We start from the raw sequence: 21401 nt of genomic DNA on the forward strand, positions 1-21401 counted from the left end.
GGGTTGTCCCGGCGCCGGGGTGCCGCTGCGCGCACCCTCCCCCAAGCTCTCGGCTCCGCTCGAGCAGGGGGACCCCCATCGCCCCAGCGGCACGACTGCCCGCAGCTCGGCCCGCGTCAGCGGCACCCGGCGCTCAGTCCAGGTAGCCCCTCAGCTGGTCCGCGAAGGCGTGGTCGCGGAGTTTGTTCAGGGTCTTCGACTCGATCTGCCGTATGCGTTCCCTGGTGACGCCGAAGATGCGGCCGATCTCCTCCAGCGTGCGGGGGCGGCCGTCGGCGAGGCCGTAGCGGAGCTGGACGACCTTGCGCTCCCGCTCCCCCAGGGTCGACAGGACCGCTTCCAGGTGCTCCTTGAGGAGGAGGAACGCGGCGGATTCGACGGGGCTGGTGGCGTCGCCGTCCTCGATGAGGTCGCCGAGGGCGACGTCGTCCTCCTCGCCCACGGGCGCGTGCAGCGACACCGGCTCCTGGGCCAGGCGCAGCACCTCCCTGACGCGCTCCGGGGGCAGGTCGAGGTGGGCGGCGACCTCTTCCGGCGTCGGTTCGTACCCCCGCTCCTGGAGCATGCGGCGCTGGACGCGCACGACCCGGTTGATGAGCTCCACGACGTGCACGGGGACCCGGATGGTGCGGGCCTGGTCGGCCAGGGCGCGGGACATGGCCTGGCGGATCCACCAGGTGGCGTAGGTGGAGAACTTGTAGCCGCGGGCGTAGTCGAACTTCTCGACGGCCCGGATGAGCCCGAGGTTGCCCTCCTGGACGAGGTCGAGCATGGTCAGCCCGCGCCCGACGTAGCGCTTGGCGACGGAGACGACCAGGCGCAGGTTGGCCTCGATGAGCCGGCGCTTGGCCATCCGGCCCATGACGACGAGCCGGTCGAGGTCCAGCGCCAGCTGGCTGTCCAGGTCGGGGGCGAGCCGCAGCTTCTCCTCGGCGAACAGGCCGGCCTCGACGCGGCGGGCGAGTTCGACCTCCTCGGCGGCGGTCAGCAGGGGGATACGGCCGATCTCCCGCAGGTACTGGCGGAACAGGTCCGAGGAGGGGCCGCCGGTGTCGGGGCGGGCCGGCGGCGGTTCGACGGCTTCGGGAGCCTCGGCCGTCTCGATGACCTCGGCGGGCGGCTCCTCCGGTTCCGTCTCGGGGCGGAGCACGACGCGGCCCTGCGCCGGAACCGCGGGGAGGACATCGTCCTCCGCGTCCGGTGCGGTGCCGTCGGCGCCGAGGGCGCTGCTGACGTCGGTCTGGGTGAGGGTCTGGGTCTGCACGGGGGCGACCTCCAGGATGATCGCTGCCGAGGCGGGCGGCAGCGGTACTTCGGGGGCGGAGTCGGCGGCCTCGCCGCTGTCCGTCCCGTACGCGATGAGCGGAACCGCGGGGGTGTGGGACCCGTCGGGGACGGATCGGCCGCGCTCCGAGGACTCAGGCACCGGAACCCAGTGTGGGGTAAGACACATCGTCGCCACGAGGGGCGTGCGATGACTTTTTGCTTCCGGTCCGTGACCGCGCGGTGACGTCAGAGCGCGGCGGCGCCGTGTTCCCGGAGGGCCTGGTCGTACTGCTGGAGGACCCAGAGTTCGTTCTGCACGGCGGCCAGCTGGGCCGGGTCGCCGTGGCTGCCGAGGCGGGTGAGCTGGCTCTGGATGTCGCGGATGCGGCGCTCGACGGCGCGGCGGCGGACGGTGACCAACTGGGCGCCCGCGTAGGTCTCGTCGACGCCCTTCACGCCCTTGTGCAGCAGGATCGCCTCGACGGCCAGTTCCGTCACCATCGCGCGCACCGCGTCGTCCGGGGCGGCCTCACGGACCTTGACCAGGTAGTCCTGGGGGTCCACGACGCCCAGTTCGGCGCCGCCGGCGTCCATGATGGCCTGGCGTACGGCGGCGTAGGGCGGGGCGGTGAACTCGTCGACGCCGTACGCGTCGAAGGCCGGGGAAACCAACTCGGGGCGCTGGAGGGCGAGTTTGAGGAGCTCTCGTTCGGTGGCGTAGACGGGGTTGCGGAGGTTGAGGGCCGGGCCTCGGGGGGCGGCGGACGGCTGGGCGGAGACGTACTGCTGCGATCCGTGCTGGTGCCGGTCCGGGGCCGGGCCCTTGCCGCCGCGGTCGCGGGCCCAGCGGGCCAGCTGCGCCACGCGCTTGACCACGAACTGCGTGTCGAGGATGCCGAGCATGCCGGCGAGCTGGACGGCGACCTCGTGCTGGGCGCCGCTGTTCTTGATGCGGGCGACGATCGGGGCCGCCTCGTCCAGGGCGGCGGCGCGGCCCGCGGGGGTGTCGAGGTCGTAGCGGACGACGATCTGGCGGAGGGCGAACTCGAAGAGGGGCGTGCGCGGTTCGACCAAATCCGCCACCGCCTCGTCGCCCTTGGCGAGGCGCAGGTCACAGGGGTCCATGCCGTCGGGGGCGATGGCGATGTACGTCTCGGCCGCGAACTTCTGGTCGTCCTCGAACGCGCGCAGGGCCGCCTTCTGGCCGGCCGCGTCGCCGTCGAAGGTGAAGATGACGCGGGCCGAGCCGTTGTCCATCAGCAGGCGGCGGAGGATCTTGATGTGGTCGCCGCCGAAGGCCGTGCCACAGGTGGCGATGGCGGTCGTGACGCCGGCCAGATGGCAGGCCATCACATCCGTGTAGCCCTCGACCACGACCGCGCGGGACGTCTTCGCGATCTCCTTCTTCGCCAGGTCGATGCCGTAGAGGACCTGGGACTTCCGGTAGATCGCCGTGTCGGGCGTGTTGAGGTATTTGGGGCCGTTGTCCGCCTCGTACAGTTTGCGGGCGCCGAAGCCGACGACGTCGCCGCCGATGTCGCGGATGGGCCACATCAGGCGGCCGCGGAACCGGTCGATGGGGCCGCGGCGGCCCTCCTGGGCGAGGCCGGAGAGGATGATCTCCTTGTCCGAGAAGCCCTTGCCGCGCAGATAGCGCGTCAGGTGGTCCCAGCCCTGGGGGCTGTAGCCGACGCCGAAGTGGACGGCGGCGGCCTGGTCGAAACCGCGCTCGGCGAGGAAGACCCGGCCGGTGTCGGCCTCGGGGGAGGTCGCGAGCTGTTCCGCGTACCACTCGGCCGCGATCTTGTGGGCCTCGACCAGGCGGATGCGCTCGCCGCGCTGGTGGGAGGGGTTGTACCCGCCCTCCTCGTAGCGCAGGGTGATGCCCGCCTGGCCGGCCAGGCGCTCGACCGCCTCCGAGAAGGAAAGGTGGTCGATCTTCATCACGAACGTGATGGTGTCGCCGCCCTCCTGGCAGCCGAAGCAGTGGAACAGGCCCTTGCTCGGGCTGACCTGGAAGGACGGTGACTTCTCGTCGTGGAACGGGCAGAGACCCTTGAGGTTGCCGCCGCCCGCGCCCCGCAGCTGGAGGTACTCGGACACGACGGCGTCGATCGGGACCGCGTCCCGTACCGCCTTCACGTCCTCGTCGTTGATCCGTCCTGCCACGCGTGAATTCTACGGGGCAGAACCGACACCCCTGACGGCTACGAGGCGAGGCTGTCCAGCGGCACGTGCGGATCCGCCAGGGCCTCCGTGGTCACCCGGGCCTTCGAGCGGATCAGCTGCTGGATCTTGTCTGTGACGTCCCACACGTTCACGTTCATCCCGGCCAGCACCCGGCCCTCCTTCACCCAGAAGGCGATGAACTCGCGCCGGCTCGCGTCCCCCGGATCACCACCTGGTCGTACGTCCCCGGCGGCGCCCAGCCCGAGTACTCCATGCCGAGGTCGTACTGGTCGGAGAAGAAGTAGGGCATGCGGTCGTACGCCACGTCCCGGCCGAGCATGCAGCGGGCCGCCGCCGGGCCGCCGTTCAGCGCGTTGGCCCAGTGCTCCACCCGCATGCTGGTCTCGAAGAGGGCGTGGTGGAAGGAGGCCACGTCGCCGGCCGCGTAGATGTCGGGGTCGGAGGTGCGCAGCCGCTCGTCGACCACGACGCCGCCGCCCTGCGCCGGGCCGGCGATCTCCAGCCCGGCCGCCTCCGCGAGAGCGACCCGTGGGGCCGCGCCGATCGCGGCCAGGACGTCGTGCGCCGGGTGTTCGTCGCCGTCGTCGGTGCGGGCCGCGAGGACCATGCCGTCCTGGCCGACGATCTCGGTGAGCCGGGTGCCGAAGTGGAAGCGGACGCCGTGGTCACGGTGCAGGTCGGCGAAGAGCTGGCCGAGCTCGGGGCCGAGGACGTGGTGCAGCGGGGTCGGCCCGTGCTCCACGACGGTGACCTCCGCGCCGTACTCGCGGGCCGCCGCCGCGACCTCCAGGCCGATCCAGCCGGCGCCCGCGATCACGAGGTGGCCGTTGTCACGGCCGAGGTTGGTCAGCACGTGCTTGAGGCGCTCGGCGTGGGCGAGGCGGCGCAGGTGGTGGACGCCGGCCAGGCCGGTACCCGGGATGTCGAGGCGGCGGGGCTCGGCGCCGGTCGCCAGGAGCAGCTTGTCGTAACGGACGACGGTGCCGTCCTCGCCGAAGTGGACCGTCTTGGCCGTACGGTCGATCTCGTCGACGGTCTGGCCGAGGTGCAACTCGATGTCGTTCGCCGCGTACCAGGCGGGCTCGTGCACGAAGACGCTGTCGCGTTCCTCCTTTCCGAGGAGGTAGCCCTTGGACAGCGGCGGGCGCTCGTAGGGGTGGTCGCGTTCGTCGCAGATCAGTATCACCCGGCCGGTGAAGCCCTCCGCCCGGAGCGTCTCGGCCGCCTTGGCGCCGGCGAGTCCGCCTCCGACGATGACGAATGTCTGATCCGCGTCGACCACTTGGTTCCTCCTCGTAAGGGTGTCGCCACTTGCGAGCGTCCCGCACGGAGCGTGATGCGGGAAGAGGGAGTGACCCGATCAGGCCACGGAGGGTCACCATCGGGCGTTCCGTGGTCCCCTGCTTCCCGGGCGTTGTCCCCTGTTTTCCCTCAGTTCTCACTTCAGTCTCATGCGTGCCTTGTCAGACGGGCGTGAAGCGACCGGGCGGAGGTGTCGGTGAGAGAGGAGATCTGGTCGACGATCACCCGCTTACGGGCCCGGTCGTCCGGCGCCCGGTCGAACAGGGCGCGGAACTGCGGGTCCAGGCCGTCCGGGGCGCGGGCCGTGAGCGCCTCGGCCAGTGCGGCGACGACGACGCGCTGGTCGGCGCGCAGGCGTTCCTGCTCGGCGCGCTGCATGACGTAGAGGTCGGCGACGGCCTTGAGGACCGCGCACTCCATGCGGGTCTCGCGCGGGACGACCAGTTCGGCGGCGTACCGGGTGAGCCGTCCGGTGCCGTACGCGGCGCGGGTCGCGCTCTCGGCGGCCAGGCAGAAGCGGCCGATGAGCTGGCTGGTGGCGTCCTTCAGCCGGGCCTGGGCGACGGCGGTGCCGTCGTAGCCGTGCGGCCACCACTCCTGGGCGAGGAGCCGGTCCAGGGCCTCGGCGAGTTCGGCGGGGTCGGTGTCCGCCGGTACGTACCGGCCGAGGGCGACCCGGAAGACGTCCTGCCGTTCGGGTTCCGCGTGCAGGCAGTTCGGGTCGATGTGGCCGGCGTGCAGGCCGTCCTCCACGTCGTGCACCGAGTAGGCCACGTCGTCGGACCAGTCCATGACCTGCGCCTCGAAGCAGGTGCGGGTGCCGGGGGCGCCCTTGCGGACCCAGTCGAAGACCGGGAGGTCGTCCTCGTACACACCGAACTTGTTCGACGCCGGGTCGGTGGGGTGGGCGCCTCGGGACCAGGGGTACTTGGTGGCGGCGTCGAGGGCGGCGCGGGTCAGGTTGAGGCCGACGGAGCCTTCGGGGGTGAACCGTTTGGGCTCGATGCGGGTGAGGAGTCTGAGGGACTGGGCGTTGCCCTCGAAGCCGCCGCAGTCCGCCGCGAACTCGTTGAGGGCCTGTTCGCCGTTGTGGCCGAAGGGCGGGTGGCCGAGGTCGTGGGAGAGGCAGGCGGCTTCCACGAGGTCGGGGTCGCAGCCGAGGGCCGCGCCCAGCTCGCGGCCGACCTGGGCGCATTCGAGGGAGTGGGTGAGGCGGGTGCGGGGGCTGGCGTCCCAGGCCGGGCCCAGGGTGCCGGGCGTTACCACTTGGGTTTTGCCGGCGAGGCGTCGTAGGGCGGCGGAGTGGAGGACTCGGGCTCGGTCGCGTTGGAAGGCGGTGCGGCCGGGGCGTTTGTCTGGTTCCGGGGCCCAGCGGTCGACTGACGTCGGGTCGTAGGCCGGGGGGTTTTGTGGGGTGCCTGCCATGTGTCGACAGTACGGGCATGGGTGTGCTGTGCGCCTGAGCGTTTGCCGGGTTCGGTTGTGTGGCGGGTGCGGGTTTGGGTGCGGCTGGTCGCGCAGTTCCCCGCGGCCCCTTAGGTCAGTGCACTGCCCCGTGTTCTAAGCCGAGGCCAATTCGGGCACGGCCGTCGAGGCCGCCGTCAACGCCTCGTCGTAGCGGTGGAGGAGGAGGTGGGCCATGGACGGGTGCGTGCCGAGGGGGGCCGCGGCGATCCAGGGGGCCGCCTGGGCGCACTCCGTGGCGAAGCGGCCCGGGGCCGTGAAGTAGGAGGCCAGGGCTATGTGGTGGCGGCCCCTGGCGAGGAGAGTGCGGACGGCCGTGTCGACCGTGGGGGTCGCGGCGGAGGCGTAGGCGGGGATGACGGGGACACCCAGGCGGGCCGCGAGGAGGTGGGCCGTGCGGCCGGTGTCCGTCTTGGCGTCCGGGTCGCGGGAGCCGGCCGCGGAGAGGACGACGGCGCTGGTGCGGCGGGTCGCCTCATCCATATGAGTGGGCCAGCCGGCCTCCGTCAGGCGGGCCTGGAGGGCGTCCACCAGGAGGGGGTGCGGGCCCAGGGGGGCCGCCACGTGGGTGCGGGCCGGGGAGGCCGCCGCCATCTCGGGGATGTCCTGCTTGACGTGGTAGCCGCGGCTGAGGAGGAGGGGGACCAGGACCGCCTCCGTGTCTCCCAGGGCGGCGAGCGTGTCGGGGAGCAGGGGGGCGTTCAGTTCGATGTGCCCGAGGCGCACGGGCAGGTCGGGGCGCCGCGCGCGGACGCGGTCCAGGAGCGCGCGTACGGTGCTCAGCGCACGGGGGTCGCGGCTGCCGTGCGCCACGACCACGAGGGCGGGCGGGGCCGGGCGGCGCGTGGCGGGCGGCGGGACGAGGCTGAGCTGGCTGGGCATGCAACCGATGGTCGCCGCCGCACGTTGCCGTCCCGTTGCGTGGGCGTCACGGGTGTTTACCGGCGGTTCACGATGCGGGACAGTCGGGGTGTGAGGCCGTTTGACCTGGGGTTTCCATGTAGCGAGTGAAGCTGGTCACCAGTACGCGGATGAACCGGGCGGCCCGAGCGGGCGTCCCTGACTGTCGAGGGGCCGACCTTGGGAGGGACCGTCCGATGCGTCTTGAGGCGTTCCGCAGACCGCGACTGCCGCGTACCCGGCGAGGGCAGCGGCGGCTCGTGCAGGCCGTGATGGCCGGGTGCGTGCTCGCGCTGCTTCCGGCGACCTGGATGTACGTGGCCGCGGGTGACCGGCTGCGGACGGCGGCGGACGTGCCGCGTACCGATGTGGCCGTGGTGTTCGGTGCCGGGTTGTGGGCCGGGGAGCCGTCGCCGTACCTCGCGCACCGGCTGGACGCGGCGGCCGAGCTGTACCGGGAGGGGCGGGTCGAGGTGGTGCTCGTCACCGGGGACAACAGCCGCGAGGACTACGACGAGCCGGACGCGATGCGTGTGTACCTGACGCGGCACGGGGTGCCCGACGGGCGGATCGTCAGCGACTACGCGGGGTTCGACACCTGGGACTCCTGCGTGCGCGCGAAGAGGATCTTCGGGGTGGACGAGGCCGTGCTGATCAGCCAGGGTTTCCACATCCGGCGGGCGGTGGCTCTGTGCCAGGCGGCGGGGGTCGAGTCGTACGGGGTGGGGGTGGACGCCGTGCATGACGCGACCTGGTACTACGGGGGTGCGCGGGAGATCCTCGCCGCCGGGAAGGCGGCTCTGGACGCGGTGTTCCGGCCGGATCCCCGGTTCCTCGGGCCCCGGGAGCCGGGCGTGGAACGGGCGTTGGCCACGGCCGAAGAGTCTGTCGGATGAGGCCGGACTTTCTCCCCTTCCGGGCTGGTCGCGCTGCTGACCGGGACGGCCGCCATGGGGACCGCCTCGGCGCAACCCGCGGCCGCCGCGCCGGTCAAGGCCATGGAGCCGGGCTGCGCCAAGCTCGGCAACCACGGCCCCGGGTGGGCGGACATCCACAACGTGTGCGGGCACACCATCTCCGCCGGCGTGGAAGTCGACGGCTGGGACCAGTCGTGCATCCGGATCTGCCCTACGGGATCGGCAGGATCGGTCTTGAGGCGGGCGAAACCCGTACTACGCGCACGAGTGCTGACCGGGTCCGTGTCCTGACCGGACACAGCCCCTGAACGTGGCCGGGGGGCGGGAGCGCGACCGGCGCGCTCCGCGCGTCCCGCCCCCGGCTGTCAGAGCCCGCGGAAGGCTGGTGGGCGCTTCTGAAGGAACGCCGTCATCCCCTCCTTCTGGTCGTCGGTGGCGAACAGGGCGTGGAAGACGCGGCGTTCGAAGCGGAGGCCGTCCCGCAGGCCCGTCTCCAGGGCCCGGTCGACGCACTCGCGGGCCGCCCTGGCCGCCGTACGGCCGTACGAGGCGATGGCCGCCGCCGCTTCCAGGGCCTCGGCGAGGACCCGGTCGTCGGGGACCACGCGGGAGACCAAGCCGCAGCGCTCGGCCTCCCGGGCGTCCATCGTGCGGCCGGTGAGCACCAGGTCCATGGCCTTGGCGCGGCCCACCAGGCGGGTCAGGCGCTGAGTGCCGCCGATGCCGGGTATGACGCCCAGCTTGATCTCCGGCTGGCCGAAGAGGGCCGACTCGCCCGCGACGACCAGGTCGCACATCATGGCCAGCTCACAGCCGCCGCCGAGCGCGTAGCCGTTCACGGCGGCGATCTTCGGGGTGTGCAGGTCCGCGAAGTGTTCCCAGGCCGCGAAGTAGTCCTCGGACATCATGTCCACGGCCGACTTACCGGCCATCTCCCTGATGTCCGCGCCGGCCGCGAAGACCTTCTCCGAGCCGGTGACGACGAAGCAGCCCACCTCCGGGTCGTGGTCCAACGGGCCGAGGAGGTCGAGGAGTTCGGCGAGCAGCTCGGAGCTGAGCGCGTTCAGGGCGTGCGGGCGGTGCAGGCGGACGGTCACCACGCGGCCGTCCCGTTCGGCTTTCAGGTGGTTCATCTTCCCTCCCTTGAAGGTGGGTCACGAGTCCCAGATCGCGCCGTACGCCGGAACGCCGCGCCGTTCCAGACCGTGCACCACCTGCCAGGTCAGCCGCTTGTTGGAGATGCAGATGACCGCCTCCGCACCGAAGTCGCGGTACGCGGCGTGGGCGAGCCGCACCATGTCGGGCTTGCCGTGCCGGGAGGTGTCCCAGATCAGGGCGTGCGGCTGGACGGCGATGATCTCGTCGACGAGGGCGTCGCCGTAGGTGGCGCGGGGGTCGCGGGCCGCCCAGACCAGGCGCGAGGGGACCTGGGCGGCGAGCAGGTGGGGCAGGCAGGGGCCGATGCCGCTGCCGGTCGCGACGTAGACCACCTTGCGGAACAGGACCTCGATGTTGGCGACTCCGGCCGTGGTGATGCCCTTCACCCACACGCGCGACGGCTGGTCGTCGATGAAGGAGCCGGTCCAGTCACCGGCGCGGGAGATGGTGAGCCGGAAGCCGGAGCGGCCGGGGGCGGGGACGTTGGCGAAGGAGTGCCACTCCTTCAGCGGGCTGCGGCTGATCGCGGTCGAGGAGCCGGCGAAGGGCGTCTCGCCGTAGTCGAAGCGGGCCAGCGCCACGTGCGGGGAGGGGCGTTCGACGCGGACGTCCACCTTGCGCAGCCGCAGCCAGGGCAGGGCCACGCTGAAGGTGACGACGGCGAGGACCGCGAGCGGCACCGGTCCCTGGCCGGACAGCAGGGTGTGGGTCCACAAGAGCGCGAGGCCGCTCCAGCCGCCGAAGCGGTGGATCTTCTCGAAGTGGTCGTGGTGGCGGGAGCGGAAGGCCGGCAGCGCGGTGGCGACGATCAGGGCGAGGAGCGCGACCAGGGTCCAGCTCACCGTGATCAGCGGCACGTCCGTTCCGGCGCGGGTCACCGCGACCGTCAGGGCCAGGAACCAGGCCGCCCCGGCCAGCGCCCCGCCCACGTGCAGCCCGCCGAAGTGGTACACCTTGCCGAGCGTCCAGCGGACCTTCAGCGGCCAGCTCACCGGGGCCGAAGTCGCCAGCCGGAACAGGAGATTGACGACGTACTGCTGGCGTACGAGGACGGCGAGGGCGAGGTTGGCGAGGGCCGCGTGCCCGAGGGTGTGCGTGGCCAGGGGGCCGGCGGCCCACAGGAACGCCGCGTTGGCCAGGAGCACCAGGGCCGCGAGGCGGTTGTAGTGCATCAGGCGGGGGTGTTTGAGCAGGCGGCGGGCGGCCGGGAGGAGCCGCGGGAGTTCGCCGGTGTCCTGACGCGCCCGGGGCGGGGACGTGGTCATCGGGCCACCGCCAGGCGCTCTTCGAGCATGCCCAGCAGGGCCTGTTTGTCGACCTTGCCGCGGTCGGTCTCGGGCAGGAACGCGAGGGGCAGGATCTGCTCGGGGACGCAGTAGTAGGGCAGGGAGTCGGCGACCGCGCGGCGGGCCGTGTCCGGGTCGACGTCGGCCGGGCAGACGAAGGACACCAAGGTGCGGGCGTCGCGTTTCAGGGTGACGGCGCGGGTGCAGCCGGCGGCCGTCTCCAGGACGGCGGAGACGGAGTCCAGCTCGACGCGGAAGCCGCGCACCTTGACCTGGTCGTCGGTGCGGCCGAGGTGTTCGAGCTCACCGCCGGGTGTCCAGCGGCCGAGGTCCCGGGTACGGAACATGCGGCGGCCGCCGCCGAGGAAGGGGTCGGGGGCGTAGCGCTCGGCGTTGAGGGCGTCGTCGCCGAGGTAGCCCGCGGAGACGCAGTCGCCGCCCGCCCACATCTCGCCGGGCTCGCCGACGGGCAGGGGCCGCCGGTCGGCGTCGAGGACGTAGACCGTGTTGTTGGGGGTGGGGCGGCCGATGGTGAGCAGCGGGGCGGCCGGGTCGTGGCGGCTCATCGTGTTGACGATCGTGGTCTCCGTCGGGCCGCAGCAGTTGTGGAAGACGGACTGCCGGGCCCAGCGGTCGGCCAGCGGGCGCGGGCAGGGCTCCCCCGCGACGGCGACCGTGCGCACGCGCGGGCAGGCGGCGGGGTCGAGGCCGGACAGCACGGTCGGGGTGGCGATCAGCACGTCGGCGGTTTGGGCCGCCGCGGCGATGTCCTTGCCGCGGATGACGAGGGTGCCACCGTGGGCGAGGCAGCCCAGGATCTCCCAGGCGGCCATGTCGAAGGCGATGTTGAGGAGCTGGGCGACCCGGTCGCCGGGGCGGATGCCGAGGCCGCCCGGCTCGGTGAGCAGGAGGTTGGCGACGTTGCGGTGGGTGACCTTCACGCCGTTGGGGCGGCCGGTGGTGCCGGAGGTGAACAGGACGTAAGCGCCGTCGTCGCCGGTGACGCGCGGGCGCGGGGCCGGGGCGCAGGGCAGCGGCTCGTCGAGTGCGAGCAGCAGATGGCCGTCCGGCAGGGGCACGCGGTGGGCGTGTTCGGCGACCGTGAGGACGACCCGGGTCCGGGCGGTGCGGATGACGTGGGTGAGCTGGGCCGGGGGTGCGAGGCCGATGTCCTGGGGGACGTAGGCGGCGCCGGCCTTCAGGATGCCGAGCAGGCCGACGAGCATCGGGATCGAGCGGCGGACGAACAGGCCGACGTGGTCGCCGGGGCGTACGCCCTCGCGGACGAGGCGGGCGGCGAGGGCGTCGGCGTACCGGTCGAGCTCGCCGTAGGTGAGGTGCGCGCCCTGGTGTTCGGCGGCCACGGCGTGCGGGGCGGCCGCGGCGTGCCGGGCGACGGCATGGTGCAGGAGCGGGTCGGGGACGGGAACGGTGGGGCCCCGGCCGTACTGCCGGAACAGCTGCCGGTCATGGGGGGTCAGATGGCGCAGAGGCATGATCGGTTGGCCTCCTGGCTGTTTCGAGGGATCGGATGGCCACAGGCGGCGGAGCCGCAGGTGGATGCAGCCGTGAGCGGCGGGCCTGCCCGGGGGTCGAACGCCGTGCGGAGTCGTGCGAGCGCTGCGCGTAGCGAGAGCGTAGTGGCCCTGCTTCAACCCTCAACTAGGTCGGATCGGCCAAGAAGGGAACGCAATGAGCCACATGTTCCGTTTTTCGTCACATGGGCAACGTCCGTGCCGGTCGGCGGCGACGTAGAGGTGGGCAGGCGTGTGCCTCACGCGGGCCGGGCGGCGGCGGGGAGGTTGCCGTCCCTGCCGCGTAACAGGGAACCGTCCCGGGCGTAACACGGCCGAAGCACGCTGAAGGGTATGCAGACCACCGCCACGCCCACGCACTGCCCGTACTGCGCCTTGCAGTGCGGGATGAACCTGACGCCCACGCCGGACGGGACCGTCGAGGTGAGCGAGCGTACGGACTTCCCGGTGAACCGGGGCGCGCTGTGCGGCAAGGGCCGTACGGCACCGGCGGTGCTGGCCTCGAACGTGCGCCTGACCTCACCGCTGGTGCGCGAGGGGGGCACGCTGGTGCCGGCCTCCTGGGATGAGGCGCTGGACCGGATCGCCGAGGGGCTGCGCCGGACGCGCGCGGAGTACGGGCCGGACGGGGTCGGTGTGTTCGGCGGGGGCGGTCTGACGAACGAGAAGGCGTACACGCTCGGCAAGTTCGCGCGGGTCGTGCTCGGCACGTCCCAGATCGACTACAACGGCCGTTTCTGCATGTCGTCGGCGGCGGCGGCCGGTATCAAGGCCTTCGGTCTGGACCGCGGGCTGCCCTTCCCTCTGGAGGACATCCCGAAGACCGGCTGCGTGATCCTGGTCGGCTCGAACCTCGCGGAGACCATGCCGCCGTCCCTGCGTTTCCTCACCGAGCTGAAGGAGAACGGCGGCACGCTGGTCGTCATCGACCCGCGCCGCACGAAGACCGCCGAGCAGGCGGACCTGCACCTGGCGCCCCGGCCGGGCACGGACCTGGCGCTCGCCCTGGGCCTGCTGCACCTGGTGATCGCCGAGGGGCGGGTGGACGAGGAGTACGTCCGGGAGCGGACCGTGGGCTGGGAGGACGCCAGGGCAGCCGCGATGGCGCACTGGCCGGAGTACGTGGAACGGATCACGGGGGTGTCCGTGCCCCAACTGCGGGAGACCGTGCGGCTGTTCTGCGAGCCCGAGGCCGCGATGGTGCTCACAGCACGCGGGCCCGAGCAGCAGTCCAAGGGCACCGACACGGTGGGCGCGTGGATCAACCTGTGCCTGGCGACCGGCCGGGCGGGCCGCCCGCTGTCCGGGTACGGCTGCCTGACCGGGCAGGGCAACGGGCAGGGCGGCCGCGAACACGGCCAGAAGGCCGACCAGTTGCCGGGTTACCGCAAGCTCGACGACCCGGCGGCGCGGCGGCATGTCGCCGACGTGTGGGGCGTGGACCCGGACAGCCTTCCCGGCCCGGGGCGCAGCGCCTACGAGCTGCTGGACGCGCTGGGCACGGACATCAAGTCCCTGCTGCTCATGGCGTCCAACCCGGTGGTGTCGGCGCCCCGTGCCGCGCACATCGAGGAGCGCATCAAGTCCCTGGACTTCCTGGCCGTCTGTGACGTGGTCCTCTCGGAGACGGCGGCGCTAGCGGATGTGGTCCTGCCGGTCACCCAGTGGGCCGAGGAGACGGGCACGACGACCAACCTGGAGGGCCGCGTACTGCTGCGGCGCCAGGCCATCACCCCGCCCGCGGGCATCCGCAGCGACCTCGAGGTCATGCACGAGCTGGCCGCGCGCCTGGGCGTGGAGAAGGGGTTCCCGACCGACCCGGAGGAGATCTTCGAGGAACTCCGCCGGGCGAGCGCGGGCGGCCCCGCGGACTACTCGGGCATCACGTACCGCAGGCTGGTGGAGGAGAACGGGGTGTTCTGGCCTTGTCCGGCGGTGGAGCCGGAGGGCCTGACGGGGGACCAGGACGGGGAGGGTGGCCCTGGCGCGCGACGGGGCGCGGCGGGCCGCCCGGCCTCCACGAAAGACACGACGATCTCCACGGGAGACACGACGACCTCCTCGGGAGACACGGCGGACCGTGCCCACCCCGGCACCCCACGGCTCTTCCTCGACCGTTTCGCCACTCCCGACGGACGTGCCCGCTTCGTCCCCGTCTCACACCGGGCCATCGCCGAGGAACCGGACGACGAGTACCCCGTGCTGCTCACCACCGGGCGGGTCGTGGCGCAGTACCAGTCCGGGGCGCAGACCCGGCGGGTGGCGGAGCTGAACGCCGCCGCGCCCGGGCCGTTCGTGGAACTGCATCCGCGGCTGGCGGCCCGGCTCGGGGCGGCCGAGGGCGATCCGGTGGCCGTCGTGTCCCGGCGGGGCCGGGCCGTGGCGCCCGCCCGGATCACGGACGCCATCCGCCCCGACACGGTCTTCATGCCGTTCCACTGGCCGGGCGAGGGCCGCGCCAACTCCCTCACCAACCCCGCGCTCGACCCGACCTCCCGGATGCCGGAGTTCAAGGCGTGCGCGGTGCGGCTGGAGGCGGTGCGGCCCTGAGTTCCGTACTGGTGCGGCTCATTTCACGTTGACCGCGCTCCAGGCCGCCGCCACGGCCTTCTGCTCCGTGCTGCCGCTGCCGTAGAGGTCCTTCGCCGCGTTCAGGGTCGCCGTACGGGCGCCCGCGTAGTCCGTCGAGGACGTCATGTAGACCGTCAGGGCGCGGTACCAGATCTTGCCCAGCTTGCCCCGGCCGATGCCGTTCACCGTGGAGCCGTCGCAGGACGGGGAGTCGTGTGCGACGCCGTTGATCGTCTTGGCGCCGCTGCCCTCGGCGAGCAGGTACGCGAAGTGGTTGCCGACGCCCGAGGAGTAGTGCACGTCGAGGTCGGCCAGCCCCTCGCTCCAGCAGTCGGCGGACTTCCCGTCCTTCGACGGCTTGTCCATGAACCGCAGGGCCTCCCGCCCGAGGCCGGAACGGACGACCTTCTCGCCGAGCAGCCAGTCACCCGGGTCCTCGGCGTTGTCCGCGTAGAACTCCACCAGCGTGCCGAAGATGTCCGACGTCGCCTCGTTCAGGCCGCCGGACTCGCCCGAGTACGTCAGCGCCGCCGTCTTCGACGTCACGCCGTGGGACATCTCGTGCCCGGCCACGTCCAGCGACACCAGCGGTCCGAGCTGCTTGCCGTCGCCGTCGCCGTACGTCATGCAGAAGCAGTTGTCGTCCCAGAAGGCGTTGTTGTAGTCCTTGCCGTAGTGGACGCGGTTGTAGGAGCCCTTGCCGTCGCCGGCGATGCCGTTGCGGCCGTGCAGGTTCTTGAAGTAGTCCCAGGTGACGTCCGTGCCGTACTGGGCGTCCACCGCCACCGTCGCGCGGTCGGAGGCCGCGCCCGTGCCCCAGTGGTTGTCGGCGTCCGAGAAGACCGTCGCGGGGGCCCGGTTCAGACAAACGGTCAGCAGGCACAGGTCCGTCTTGTTCGCCGCGTCGCCCGTGTACGTGCCGCCCCGCGTCGCGTCCCTGAGCTGGTACGACGACCCGGACTTCGTCGTCTCCAGCGCAACCGTGCCGCCGTAGAGGGACTTCCCGTCGCCCGTCGCCGATTCCAGGGTGTCCCAGGCGTCGATCCGGTCGCCGGTCGTCGCGTCGGTCAGCACCGTGCGCCCGACCGGGTTACCGAGCCCGTCGTGCGCCACCGCGTCGGTCTGCCAGGCCAGCTTCGGGGCGCCGTGCAGCACGTCGACGACCAGCCGGGGCTTGGCGGTCAGCTTCTTCAGGGTCTCGCCGAGGTGCGCGGCGCGCAGCAGGCTCGCGGCGAGGTCGGCGGCCTTCGGGGCGCTCACCTTCGGGGTGACGCTCTCCAGGGAGAGCGCGGACTTCGTCGCCCGGCTCGCGCCGCGGTAGGTGCCGTCCGGGTTCTGATGGAGTACGAAGTCACCGCCCAGGACCGGGAGTCCGTGGTACGTGCGGTCGTAGCGGACGTGCCAGGCTGCCGTCCTCGTCGACGACCGCGTCCCGGACCTTCGTCTCCTGGGCCGGGGTGAGGCCCAGTTCCGCGGCCCGGCCGGCGAGGACCGTCCCGGCACTCTCGATCGCGTCCGACCGGGTCGGCCGGTCCCCAGCCAGGGCGGTCGGTGAGAGCGCGGCGGCCAGCAGGGCGGCGGTGCCGGTGACGGCCACACCTGCGAGGGCGAGACGGGAACCTCGGACGTCACGTATCCGACTCATCGGTCTCCTCATACGGGCGCACCCGGTCGCGTGGGGGTCGACCGGGGGCGGCGTTGATGTTGACCGCGAGTCAAGTCGGCCCGGACATGTCATGTCCATAGGCCCGGTGTGCAGGTGTGTGAGGGTGGAGAATCGTTCCTGTGACCCTCCCCTTCTTCGTCTACGGCACCCTCCACCCCGGCGAGGTCAACCACGATCTCTTCCTGCGCGGCCGCACCCGCTCCGAGGCACCGGGGCGGCTCCCGGGCGCGGTGCTGTACGAGGGGCCGGGCTATCCCTACGCGGTCGAGGAGCCGGGCGGCGGGGTCGTGCGCGGGGAGCTGGTGACCGCGCACCCTCAGGCGTACGCGGAGCTGCTCGCCGAGCTGGACCGGCTGGAGGACTATGTGCCGGGCGACCCGCGCAGCCTGTACGAACGCGTCGAGCGGAAGGTCGTACGCGACGCGGACGGGGCGGCTGTCCGGGCCTGGGTGTACGTCGCCGCGCCCGCCGTCGCCGCACGGCTTCGGACCCGGGGGAGGCCGATCGCGGGCGGGGACTGGCGGCCGCGGGGGTGAGCGCGGGCAGGCAGGAGTGAGGCCGGGGCTCAGCCCGCGTACGGCCGCTTCGCCCTGGCCTCGCGCAAGGCCAGGCCCCACCACACCAGTTGGTCCAGCATGGTCTTGGCCGCCGCGTCCGGGCCGGACGGGTCGTGCAGGGTGCCCGCGTCGTCGAAGGAGGCGCCGGCGTTGTGGAAGGAGACGGTGTCGCGGACCGTCACGGCGTGGAGCTCGGCGAAGACCTGGCGCAGGTGCTCCACGGCGCGCAGGCCGCCGGCCAGTCCGCCGTAGGAGACGAGGGCGACGGGCTTGGCCCGCCACTCGCCGAAGTGCCAGTCGACGAGGTTCTTCAGGCCCGCCGGGAAGGAGTGGTTGTACTCCGGGGTGAGGACCACGAAGGCGTCCGCGCGGGCCAGTTTCGGGGTGACGCCGGACAGCGCGGCGGTCGCCTCCGGAGTCGGTTCGAAGGACGTCGGCAGGTCGACGTCGGCGACGTCCACGACCTCGGCGACCAGGTCGTCCCGGTCCCGGAGGCGGTCGAGGAGCCAGTCGGCGACGACCGGGCCGAAGCGGCCGTGGCGGTTGCTGCCGACGACGAGGGTCACCCGGAGGGGCTCGGTCGCGGGCTGGGCAGCGCTGGGTGCGTTCGTAACGGCTGTGTTCATGCGGCACAGCCTCATAGCTCAACCTTTCTTGAGGTCAAGCCCCGGCGGGCGCGACACCCGGGTCACCCGTTCACACGCGCGCCCCGCGCTTTTCCATGACCCGGCCACTGAACGCCCGTGACCTGCCCAAACGCCGTCGAGAAGCGGCCGGTCCACTGCCCCCTGACACCCATTCACCCCAATTCTGACGACTCATCAGAAAGCGGGGTCGCCCCGCTGCCCGTTACCTCGGAAGGGCAGGTGCACGACCGACCGGCTCGAAGGAGCACCGATGCGACGTACCGCCCGGCCGCTGACCGGTACCGCGCTCGCCGTCGCCGCCGCGGTCCTCGCCGCCGCGCCCGCGTACGGCGCGCCCGCCGGTGACCTGGAGGTGTCCCCGCCCTCGGTCCTCCCGGGCGGACAGGTCACGGTGCACACGGCGGCCTGCGGCGACGGCGGCACGGCGACGGGTGACGCCAGCGCGGTCGGGGCCGGTTCCCTCAGCCTCGCGCCGGGCCCGCACGAGCAGGACGCCACCGGGCGGTTCAAGGTGCCGCCGAGCGCGCAGCCGGGGACGTACGAGATCACGGCGACCTGTACCGGGAGCGGCCGGCGGATCACCGGTGACCTGGTGGTCACGCTGACCACCGACAGCCGGCAGGTCCACCCCCGAGGGAGTGTGAAGACGGGGGTCGGCGGCGCCCTGGGCCCCGATCCCGTACAGACCGCGGCCGGTGTGGCGGCCCTCGCCGTCGCCGCCGCGGGCGGTACCTGGCTCCTGCATCGCCGGGCGAGAGGCGACGGGATCTGACGGACACCCTCCGCTGTCCGTTGCCGGTACCGCATGTCCCCTCCCCCTCCGGGTTCCGACGCCCCTCGCGGCCCGGAGGGGGTACGGGGCGGCCCCGGGACCGGGGTTCGGGGTCGGGGTCCAGGGACCGGGGTTCTTGGGGTGGGTGTTCTGAGGGGTGCGTTCCGGGGTCAGAAACCGGACGGCTATCGGGGCTCAGGAAAGGGTCGGCCATGCGCAGGTTCCCCAGGTACGGCAACGGGTTCGGCAACCCGGCCAACGCCGCCGTGGCGGCCGTCACGGTGTTCGCCCTGTGCTCGGGGGCGTGGCTGCTGCGCAACGGCGCCGAGACGCACGCCCCGCCGCAGCCCTCCGCCTCGCAGGCCCGCGCCGGGCAGGACGGACAGGACGGGCAGGACGGCAGGGCCGGTGAGCGGCCCGCCGTGCCCGCGCTGCCGCCCTCGCCGCCCGACCGCATCCGCATCCCGGCGATCGGGGTGAACGCGCCGCTGACCGGGCTCGGCCTGACGAGGACCGGCAGTCTCGACGCACCGCCGGCCGCTCGCAAGAACCTCGCCGGCTGGTACCAGTCCGGCACCACGCCCGGCGAGCGGGGCACAGCGATCATCGCCGGCCACGTGGACAACGCCGACGGCCCCGCGGTCTTCTACGGCCTCGGTGCCCTGACCAAGGGCAGCACGATCGAGGTGGACCGGCGGGACGGCAGCGTCGCGGTGTTCACCGTGGACGCCGTCGAGGCGTACCCGGCGAAGGACTTCCCCGACGAGAAGGTCTACGGCGCCGCCCGCCGCCCCGAGCTGCGCGTCATCACCTGCGGCGGCGGCTACTCACGCGACACCGGTTACCAGGGGAACGTCGTGGTCTTCGCGCAGCTGACCGGCAGCCGGTGACCCTCCCAGGACGTTGGCCCTCCCCCAGGCCCCCAGCGGTTCCAGTGCCTCGTTCAGGGAGACGCCCCGGGGCGTCAGCGAGTACTCCACGCGCGGCGGCACCTCGTCGTACGCCTCGCGGTGCACCAGCCCGTCGGCCTCCATCTCCCGCAGGTGCGAGGCCAGCACCTTCTCGGTGATCCCCGGCAGCTCGCGGCGCAGCTCGCCGAAGCGGCAGGGCCGCTCGTTCAGCGCCCAGAGGATCAGCACCTTCCACTTGCCGCCGATCACGTCCATCGCCGCGTCGATCCCGCACACGTACGCCCCCGGCCGCCGCCCCGTCGTCCCCATGCCCGAGCCCTCCCCTTCTCCTGCCTGGACCCTTCCCCGGGGGTAACCACCCACTTCGAAGTACGTACTTGAGCAGGCGCTCCCCTCGGACGAGCCTAAACGCCATGAACGACAACGCAGTTGCCTCCCGCACCCCTCTCACCCTCCTCGGCACCGGCGACATGGGCACCGCCCTGGCCCGCGCCTGGCTCGCCGCGGGACACCCGGTGACCGTCTGGAACCGCACCGCCTCCCGCGCCGAACCCCTCGCCGCCGAGGGCGCCACCGTCGCCCGGACCGCCGCCGAGGCGGTGGCGGCGAACCGGCTCGTGGTCGCCTGCCTGCTCGACGACGCCTCCGTGGGCGAGGCCCTCGACGGGGCCGATCTCGCCGGGCGGGACCTGGTGAACCTCACCACGGGCAGCCCCGGCGAGGGCCGCAGCCGCGCCGCCCGGGCCGAAGCGCGCGGCGCCCGCTTCCTGGACGGCGGGATCATGGCCGTCCCGCCGATGATCGGGGCCCCGGAGTCAGGCGGGTACGTCTTCTACAGCGGCTCCCCCGAGCTGTTCGAGGAACACCGGGACACCCTCGCCGTCCCGGCCGCCACCCGCTACGTCGGGACCGACCCGGGCTTCGCCGCGCTGCACGACGTGGCACTGCTCAGCGCGATGAACGGCATGTTCGCGGGTGTCACGCACGCCTTCGCGCTGATCCGCCCGGAGGACATCGCCCCGAAGGACTTCGCGCCGCTGCTCGTGGACTGGCTGACCTCGATGGCCCCGGCCGTGCACCAGAGCGCCGACCAGCTGGAGAGCGGCGACTACGCCGGCAACGTCGTCTCCAACCTCGCCATGCAGGTCGCGGGCAACTCCACGCTGCTGCGCACGGCCGAGGAGCAGCGGGTGAGCCCGCAGCTGCTGACGCCGTACATGGAGCTGATGGAGCGGCGCCTCGCCCAGGGGCACGGCGACGAGGACGGTACGGGGATCGTCGAGCTGCTGGACCTGCGGCGCTGAAACCCGTCTGGTCCTAGGCCACCCACTGCTCGTACGCCAGGTTCCCCACCAGGGCGAACACCACCGTCAGCAGCACGACGCGTACGAAGCCGCTGCCCTGCTTCAGGGCGGTGTGGGCGCCCAGGGTGCCGCCCGCCAGGTTGAACACGGCCATCAGGGCGGCCAGTTTCCACAGGACCGCGCCCTGCCAGGCGAACGTCGCGAGGGCGCCCGCGTTGGTGCAGCAGTTGACGATCTTGGCGGTGGCGGAGGCGGTGACGAGGTCGAGGTGGAGCACGGCGGTGAGGGCGAGGACCAGGAAGGTTCCGGTGCCGGGGCCGATGAGACCGTCGTAGAAGCCGATGCCGAGGCCCGCGAGGCCGATCGCCGCGAAGATCCGGCGCCGGGTGGCCGGGCCGGTCGCGGGGGCCGTGCCGAAGGCGGGCCGCAGGATCACGAAGGCGGCGACCCCGAGCAGTACCACCATGATCACCGGCTTGAGGACCTCGGTGCTCATCCCGGCCGCGAAGAAGGCCCCGGCGGACGATCCGGCGAGGGCGGCCAGCCCGATGCGCACCGCCGTACGCACATCCACCGGGGCTTTGCGGACGTACGTCACCGCCGCGCCCGTCGTGCCCACGATGGCGACCGCCTTGTTGGTGCCCAGGGCGTGCGCGGCGGGCGTCTGCGACGGCAGTCCGAGCAGCAGCACCGGCAGCAGCAGGAGCCCGCCGCCGCCGACCACGGCGTCGATCCACCCGGCCGCGAGAGCCGCGAGACAGAGCACGGCGATCATGGTCAGCGATATGTCGGGCATGATCGGGGAGCCTATGCGACGGCCGTGCGACGACTGTGCGACCCTCCCCTCACAGCCCGCCGTCGCCGCACTCCAGGAACCCTCACACCCACCCCCCGCCCCCGCTGAGGGCAGCGTTCCCGGTGGGAAACAGTCGTGATGCCGCCGGGTAACACCGGC

Annotated in this window: 17 protein-coding genes and 2 pseudogenes; 6 read left to right on the top strand and 13 right to left on the bottom strand. The window is 72.6% G+C overall.

The window, feature by feature from the left end; all coding sequences use genetic code 11:
- Positions 1-133: 133 nt before the first annotated feature.
- The 5 genes and pseudogenes from V8690_RS13275 to V8690_RS13295 form a co-directional block, all read right to left on the bottom strand.
- Positions 134-1426, bottom strand: a complete 1293-nt coding sequence (locus V8690_RS13275) for a sigma-70 family RNA polymerase sigma factor (RefSeq protein ID WP_338778547.1) — start codon at positions 1424-1426, stop codon at positions 134-136.
- Between the two features lie 86 nt (positions 1427-1512).
- Positions 1513-3435: a DNA primase gene (gene dnaG / locus V8690_RS13280; protein WP_338778549.1), complete on the bottom strand. Its 1923-nt coding sequence runs from the start codon at positions 3433-3435 to the stop codon at positions 1513-1515.
- A gap of 38 nt (positions 3436-3473) precedes the next feature.
- Positions 3474-4738, bottom strand: a pseudogene (locus tag V8690_RS13285) (FAD/NAD(P)-binding oxidoreductase).
- Positions 4739-4905: 167 nt separating this feature from the next.
- Positions 4906-6183 (bottom strand): deoxyguanosinetriphosphate triphosphohydrolase, encoded by a 1278-nt coding sequence (locus tag V8690_RS13290; RefSeq protein ID WP_338778551.1) that lies wholly within the window; start codon positions 6181-6183, stop codon positions 4906-4908.
- 135 nt (positions 6184-6318) lie between these two features.
- Complete coding sequence (locus V8690_RS13295; protein ID WP_338778553.1) at positions 6319-7104, bottom strand: sirohydrochlorin chelatase; 786 nt, start codon at positions 7102-7104, stop codon at positions 6319-6321.
- Positions 7105-7319: 215 nt separating this feature from the next.
- Here V8690_RS13295 and V8690_RS13300 point away from each other — a divergent pair, with 215 nt between their 5' ends.
- A complete protein-coding gene (locus V8690_RS13300) occupies positions 7320-8018 on the top strand; it encodes an ElyC/SanA/YdcF family protein (protein ID WP_338778555.1) in 699 nt (232 codons plus the stop codon).
- A gap of 386 nt (positions 8019-8404) precedes the next feature.
- Here V8690_RS13300 and V8690_RS13305 read toward each other — a convergent pair whose 3' ends face one another.
- From V8690_RS13305 to V8690_RS13315, 3 genes are read right to left on the bottom strand one after another with little or no spacing between them, the layout of a single operon-like run.
- Complete coding sequence (locus V8690_RS13305; RefSeq protein ID WP_338778557.1) at positions 8405-9172, bottom strand: enoyl-CoA hydratase-related protein; 768 nt, start codon at positions 9170-9172, stop codon at positions 8405-8407.
- A gap of 21 nt (positions 9173-9193) precedes the next feature.
- Positions 9194-10462: a hypothetical protein gene (locus tag V8690_RS13310; protein ID WP_338778559.1), complete on the bottom strand. Its 1269-nt coding sequence runs from the start codon at positions 10460-10462 to the stop codon at positions 9194-9196.
- Entirely contained in the window at positions 10459-11979 is a 1521-nt protein-coding gene (locus V8690_RS13315; RefSeq protein WP_338778561.1) for an amino acid adenylation domain-containing protein, read from the bottom strand. Before V8690_RS13315 ends, V8690_RS13310 begins: the two co-directional genes overlap by 4 nt.
- Positions 11980-12351: 372 nt before the next feature.
- On the opposite strand from V8690_RS13315, the gene V8690_RS13320 reads away from it, so the two are divergent.
- On the top strand, positions 12352-14568 hold the full coding sequence (locus V8690_RS13320; protein WP_338778563.1) for a molybdopterin-dependent oxidoreductase: 2217 nt from the start codon (positions 12352-12354) through the stop codon (positions 14566-14568).
- An 18-nt stretch (positions 14569-14586) separates the two neighbouring features.
- On the opposite strand, the gene V8690_RS13325 is transcribed toward V8690_RS13320, so the two are convergent.
- Together V8690_RS13325 and V8690_RS13330 are read right to left on the bottom strand one after the other, a co-directional pair.
- Positions 14587-15849 (bottom strand): M4 family metallopeptidase, encoded by a 1263-nt coding sequence (locus V8690_RS13325; RefSeq protein ID WP_338778565.1) that lies wholly within the window; start codon positions 15847-15849, stop codon positions 14587-14589.
- A gap of 91 nt (positions 15850-15940) precedes the next feature.
- Positions 15941-16333 (bottom strand): annotated as a pseudogene (locus tag V8690_RS13330) (hypothetical protein); the annotation flags it as partial.
- Positions 16334-16374: 41 nt separating this feature from the next.
- On the opposite strand from V8690_RS13330, the gene V8690_RS13335 reads away from it, so the two are divergent.
- Positions 16375-16791, top strand: coding sequence for a gamma-glutamylcyclotransferase family protein (locus V8690_RS13335; RefSeq protein WP_338778567.1), 417 nt, complete (start codon positions 16375-16377; stop codon positions 16789-16791).
- A gap of 29 nt (positions 16792-16820) precedes the next feature.
- Here the strand turns inward: V8690_RS13335 and V8690_RS13340 are convergent, their stop codons facing one another.
- Entirely contained in the window at positions 16821-17438 is a 618-nt protein-coding gene (locus V8690_RS13340) for an NAD(P)H-dependent oxidoreductase (protein ID WP_338778569.1), read from the bottom strand.
- 271 nt (positions 17439-17709) lie between these two features.
- Between V8690_RS13340 and V8690_RS13345 the strand changes: the two genes are divergently transcribed.
- Both V8690_RS13345 and V8690_RS13350 read left to right on the top strand, forming a co-directional pair.
- Positions 17710-18231, top strand: coding sequence for a hypothetical protein (locus V8690_RS13345; RefSeq protein ID WP_338778571.1), 522 nt, complete (start codon positions 17710-17712; stop codon positions 18229-18231).
- Positions 18232-18443: 212 nt separating this feature from the next.
- On the top strand, positions 18444-19121 hold the full coding sequence (locus V8690_RS13350) for a class F sortase (protein ID WP_338778572.1): 678 nt from the start codon (positions 18444-18446) through the stop codon (positions 19119-19121).
- Here V8690_RS13350 and V8690_RS13355 read toward each other — a convergent pair.
- Entirely contained in the window at positions 19059-19451 is a 393-nt protein-coding gene (locus tag V8690_RS13355) for a helix-turn-helix domain-containing protein (protein ID WP_338778574.1), read from the bottom strand. The two genes, V8690_RS13350 and V8690_RS13355, sit on opposite strands and share 63 nt — an antisense overlap.
- 104 nt (positions 19452-19555) lie before the next feature.
- Between V8690_RS13355 and V8690_RS13360 the strand changes: the two genes are divergently transcribed.
- Positions 19556-20446, top strand: a complete 891-nt coding sequence (locus V8690_RS13360; RefSeq protein ID WP_338778576.1) for an NAD(P)-binding domain-containing protein — start codon at positions 19556-19558, stop codon at positions 20444-20446.
- Between the two features lie 13 nt (positions 20447-20459).
- Here V8690_RS13360 and V8690_RS13365 read toward each other — a convergent pair whose 3' ends face one another.
- Complete coding sequence (locus tag V8690_RS13365; protein ID WP_338778578.1) at positions 20460-21242, bottom strand: sulfite exporter TauE/SafE family protein; 783 nt, start codon at positions 21240-21242, stop codon at positions 20460-20462.
- Positions 21243-21401 lie beyond the last annotated feature (159 nt).

It is taken from the genome of Streptomyces sp. DG1A-41 (assembly GCF_037055355.1).
In the GTDB taxonomy this organism is placed as follows: domain Bacteria; phylum Actinomycetota; class Actinomycetes; order Streptomycetales; family Streptomycetaceae; genus Streptomyces.

Excerpts from the sequence above, each read along its gene's own strand:
- V8690_RS13290 (WP_338778551.1), bottom strand. The coding sequence starts at position 6,183 with ATGGCAGGCACCCCACAAAACCCCCCGGCCTACGACCCGACGTCAGTC.
- V8690_RS13295 (WP_338778553.1), bottom strand. The coding sequence starts at position 7,104 with ATGCCCAGCCAGCTCAGCCTCGTCCCGCCGCCCGCCACGCGCCGCCCG.
- V8690_RS13300 (WP_338778555.1), top strand. The coding sequence starts at position 7,320 with ATGCGTCTTGAGGCGTTCCGCAGACCGCGACTGCCGCGTACCCGGCGA.
- V8690_RS13305 (WP_338778557.1), bottom strand. The coding sequence starts at position 9,172 with ATGAACCACCTGAAAGCCGAACGGGACGGCCGCGTGGTGACCGTCCGC.
- V8690_RS13310 (WP_338778559.1), bottom strand. The coding sequence starts at position 10,462 with ATGACCACGTCCCCGCCCCGGGCGCGTCAGGACACCGGCGAACTCCCG.
- V8690_RS13315 (WP_338778561.1), bottom strand. The coding sequence starts at position 11,979 with ATGCCTCTGCGCCATCTGACCCCCCATGACCGGCAGCTGTTCCGGCAG.
- V8690_RS13320 (WP_338778563.1), top strand. The coding sequence starts at position 12,352 with ATGCAGACCACCGCCACGCCCACGCACTGCCCGTACTGCGCCTTGCAG.
- V8690_RS13340 (WP_338778569.1), bottom strand. The coding sequence starts at position 17,438 with ATGAACACAGCCGTTACGAACGCACCCAGCGCTGCCCAGCCCGCGACC.
- V8690_RS13345 (WP_338778571.1), top strand. The coding sequence starts at position 17,710 with ATGCGACGTACCGCCCGGCCGCTGACCGGTACCGCGCTCGCCGTCGCC.
- V8690_RS13350 (WP_338778572.1), top strand. The coding sequence starts at position 18,444 with ATGCGCAGGTTCCCCAGGTACGGCAACGGGTTCGGCAACCCGGCCAAC.
- V8690_RS13355 (WP_338778574.1), bottom strand. The coding sequence starts at position 19,451 with ATGGGGACGACGGGGCGGCGGCCGGGGGCGTACGTGTGCGGGATCGAC.
- V8690_RS13360 (WP_338778576.1), top strand. The coding sequence starts at position 19,556 with ATGAACGACAACGCAGTTGCCTCCCGCACCCCTCTCACCCTCCTCGGC.
- V8690_RS13365 (WP_338778578.1), bottom strand. The coding sequence starts at position 21,242 with ATGCCCGACATATCGCTGACCATGATCGCCGTGCTCTGTCTCGCGGCT.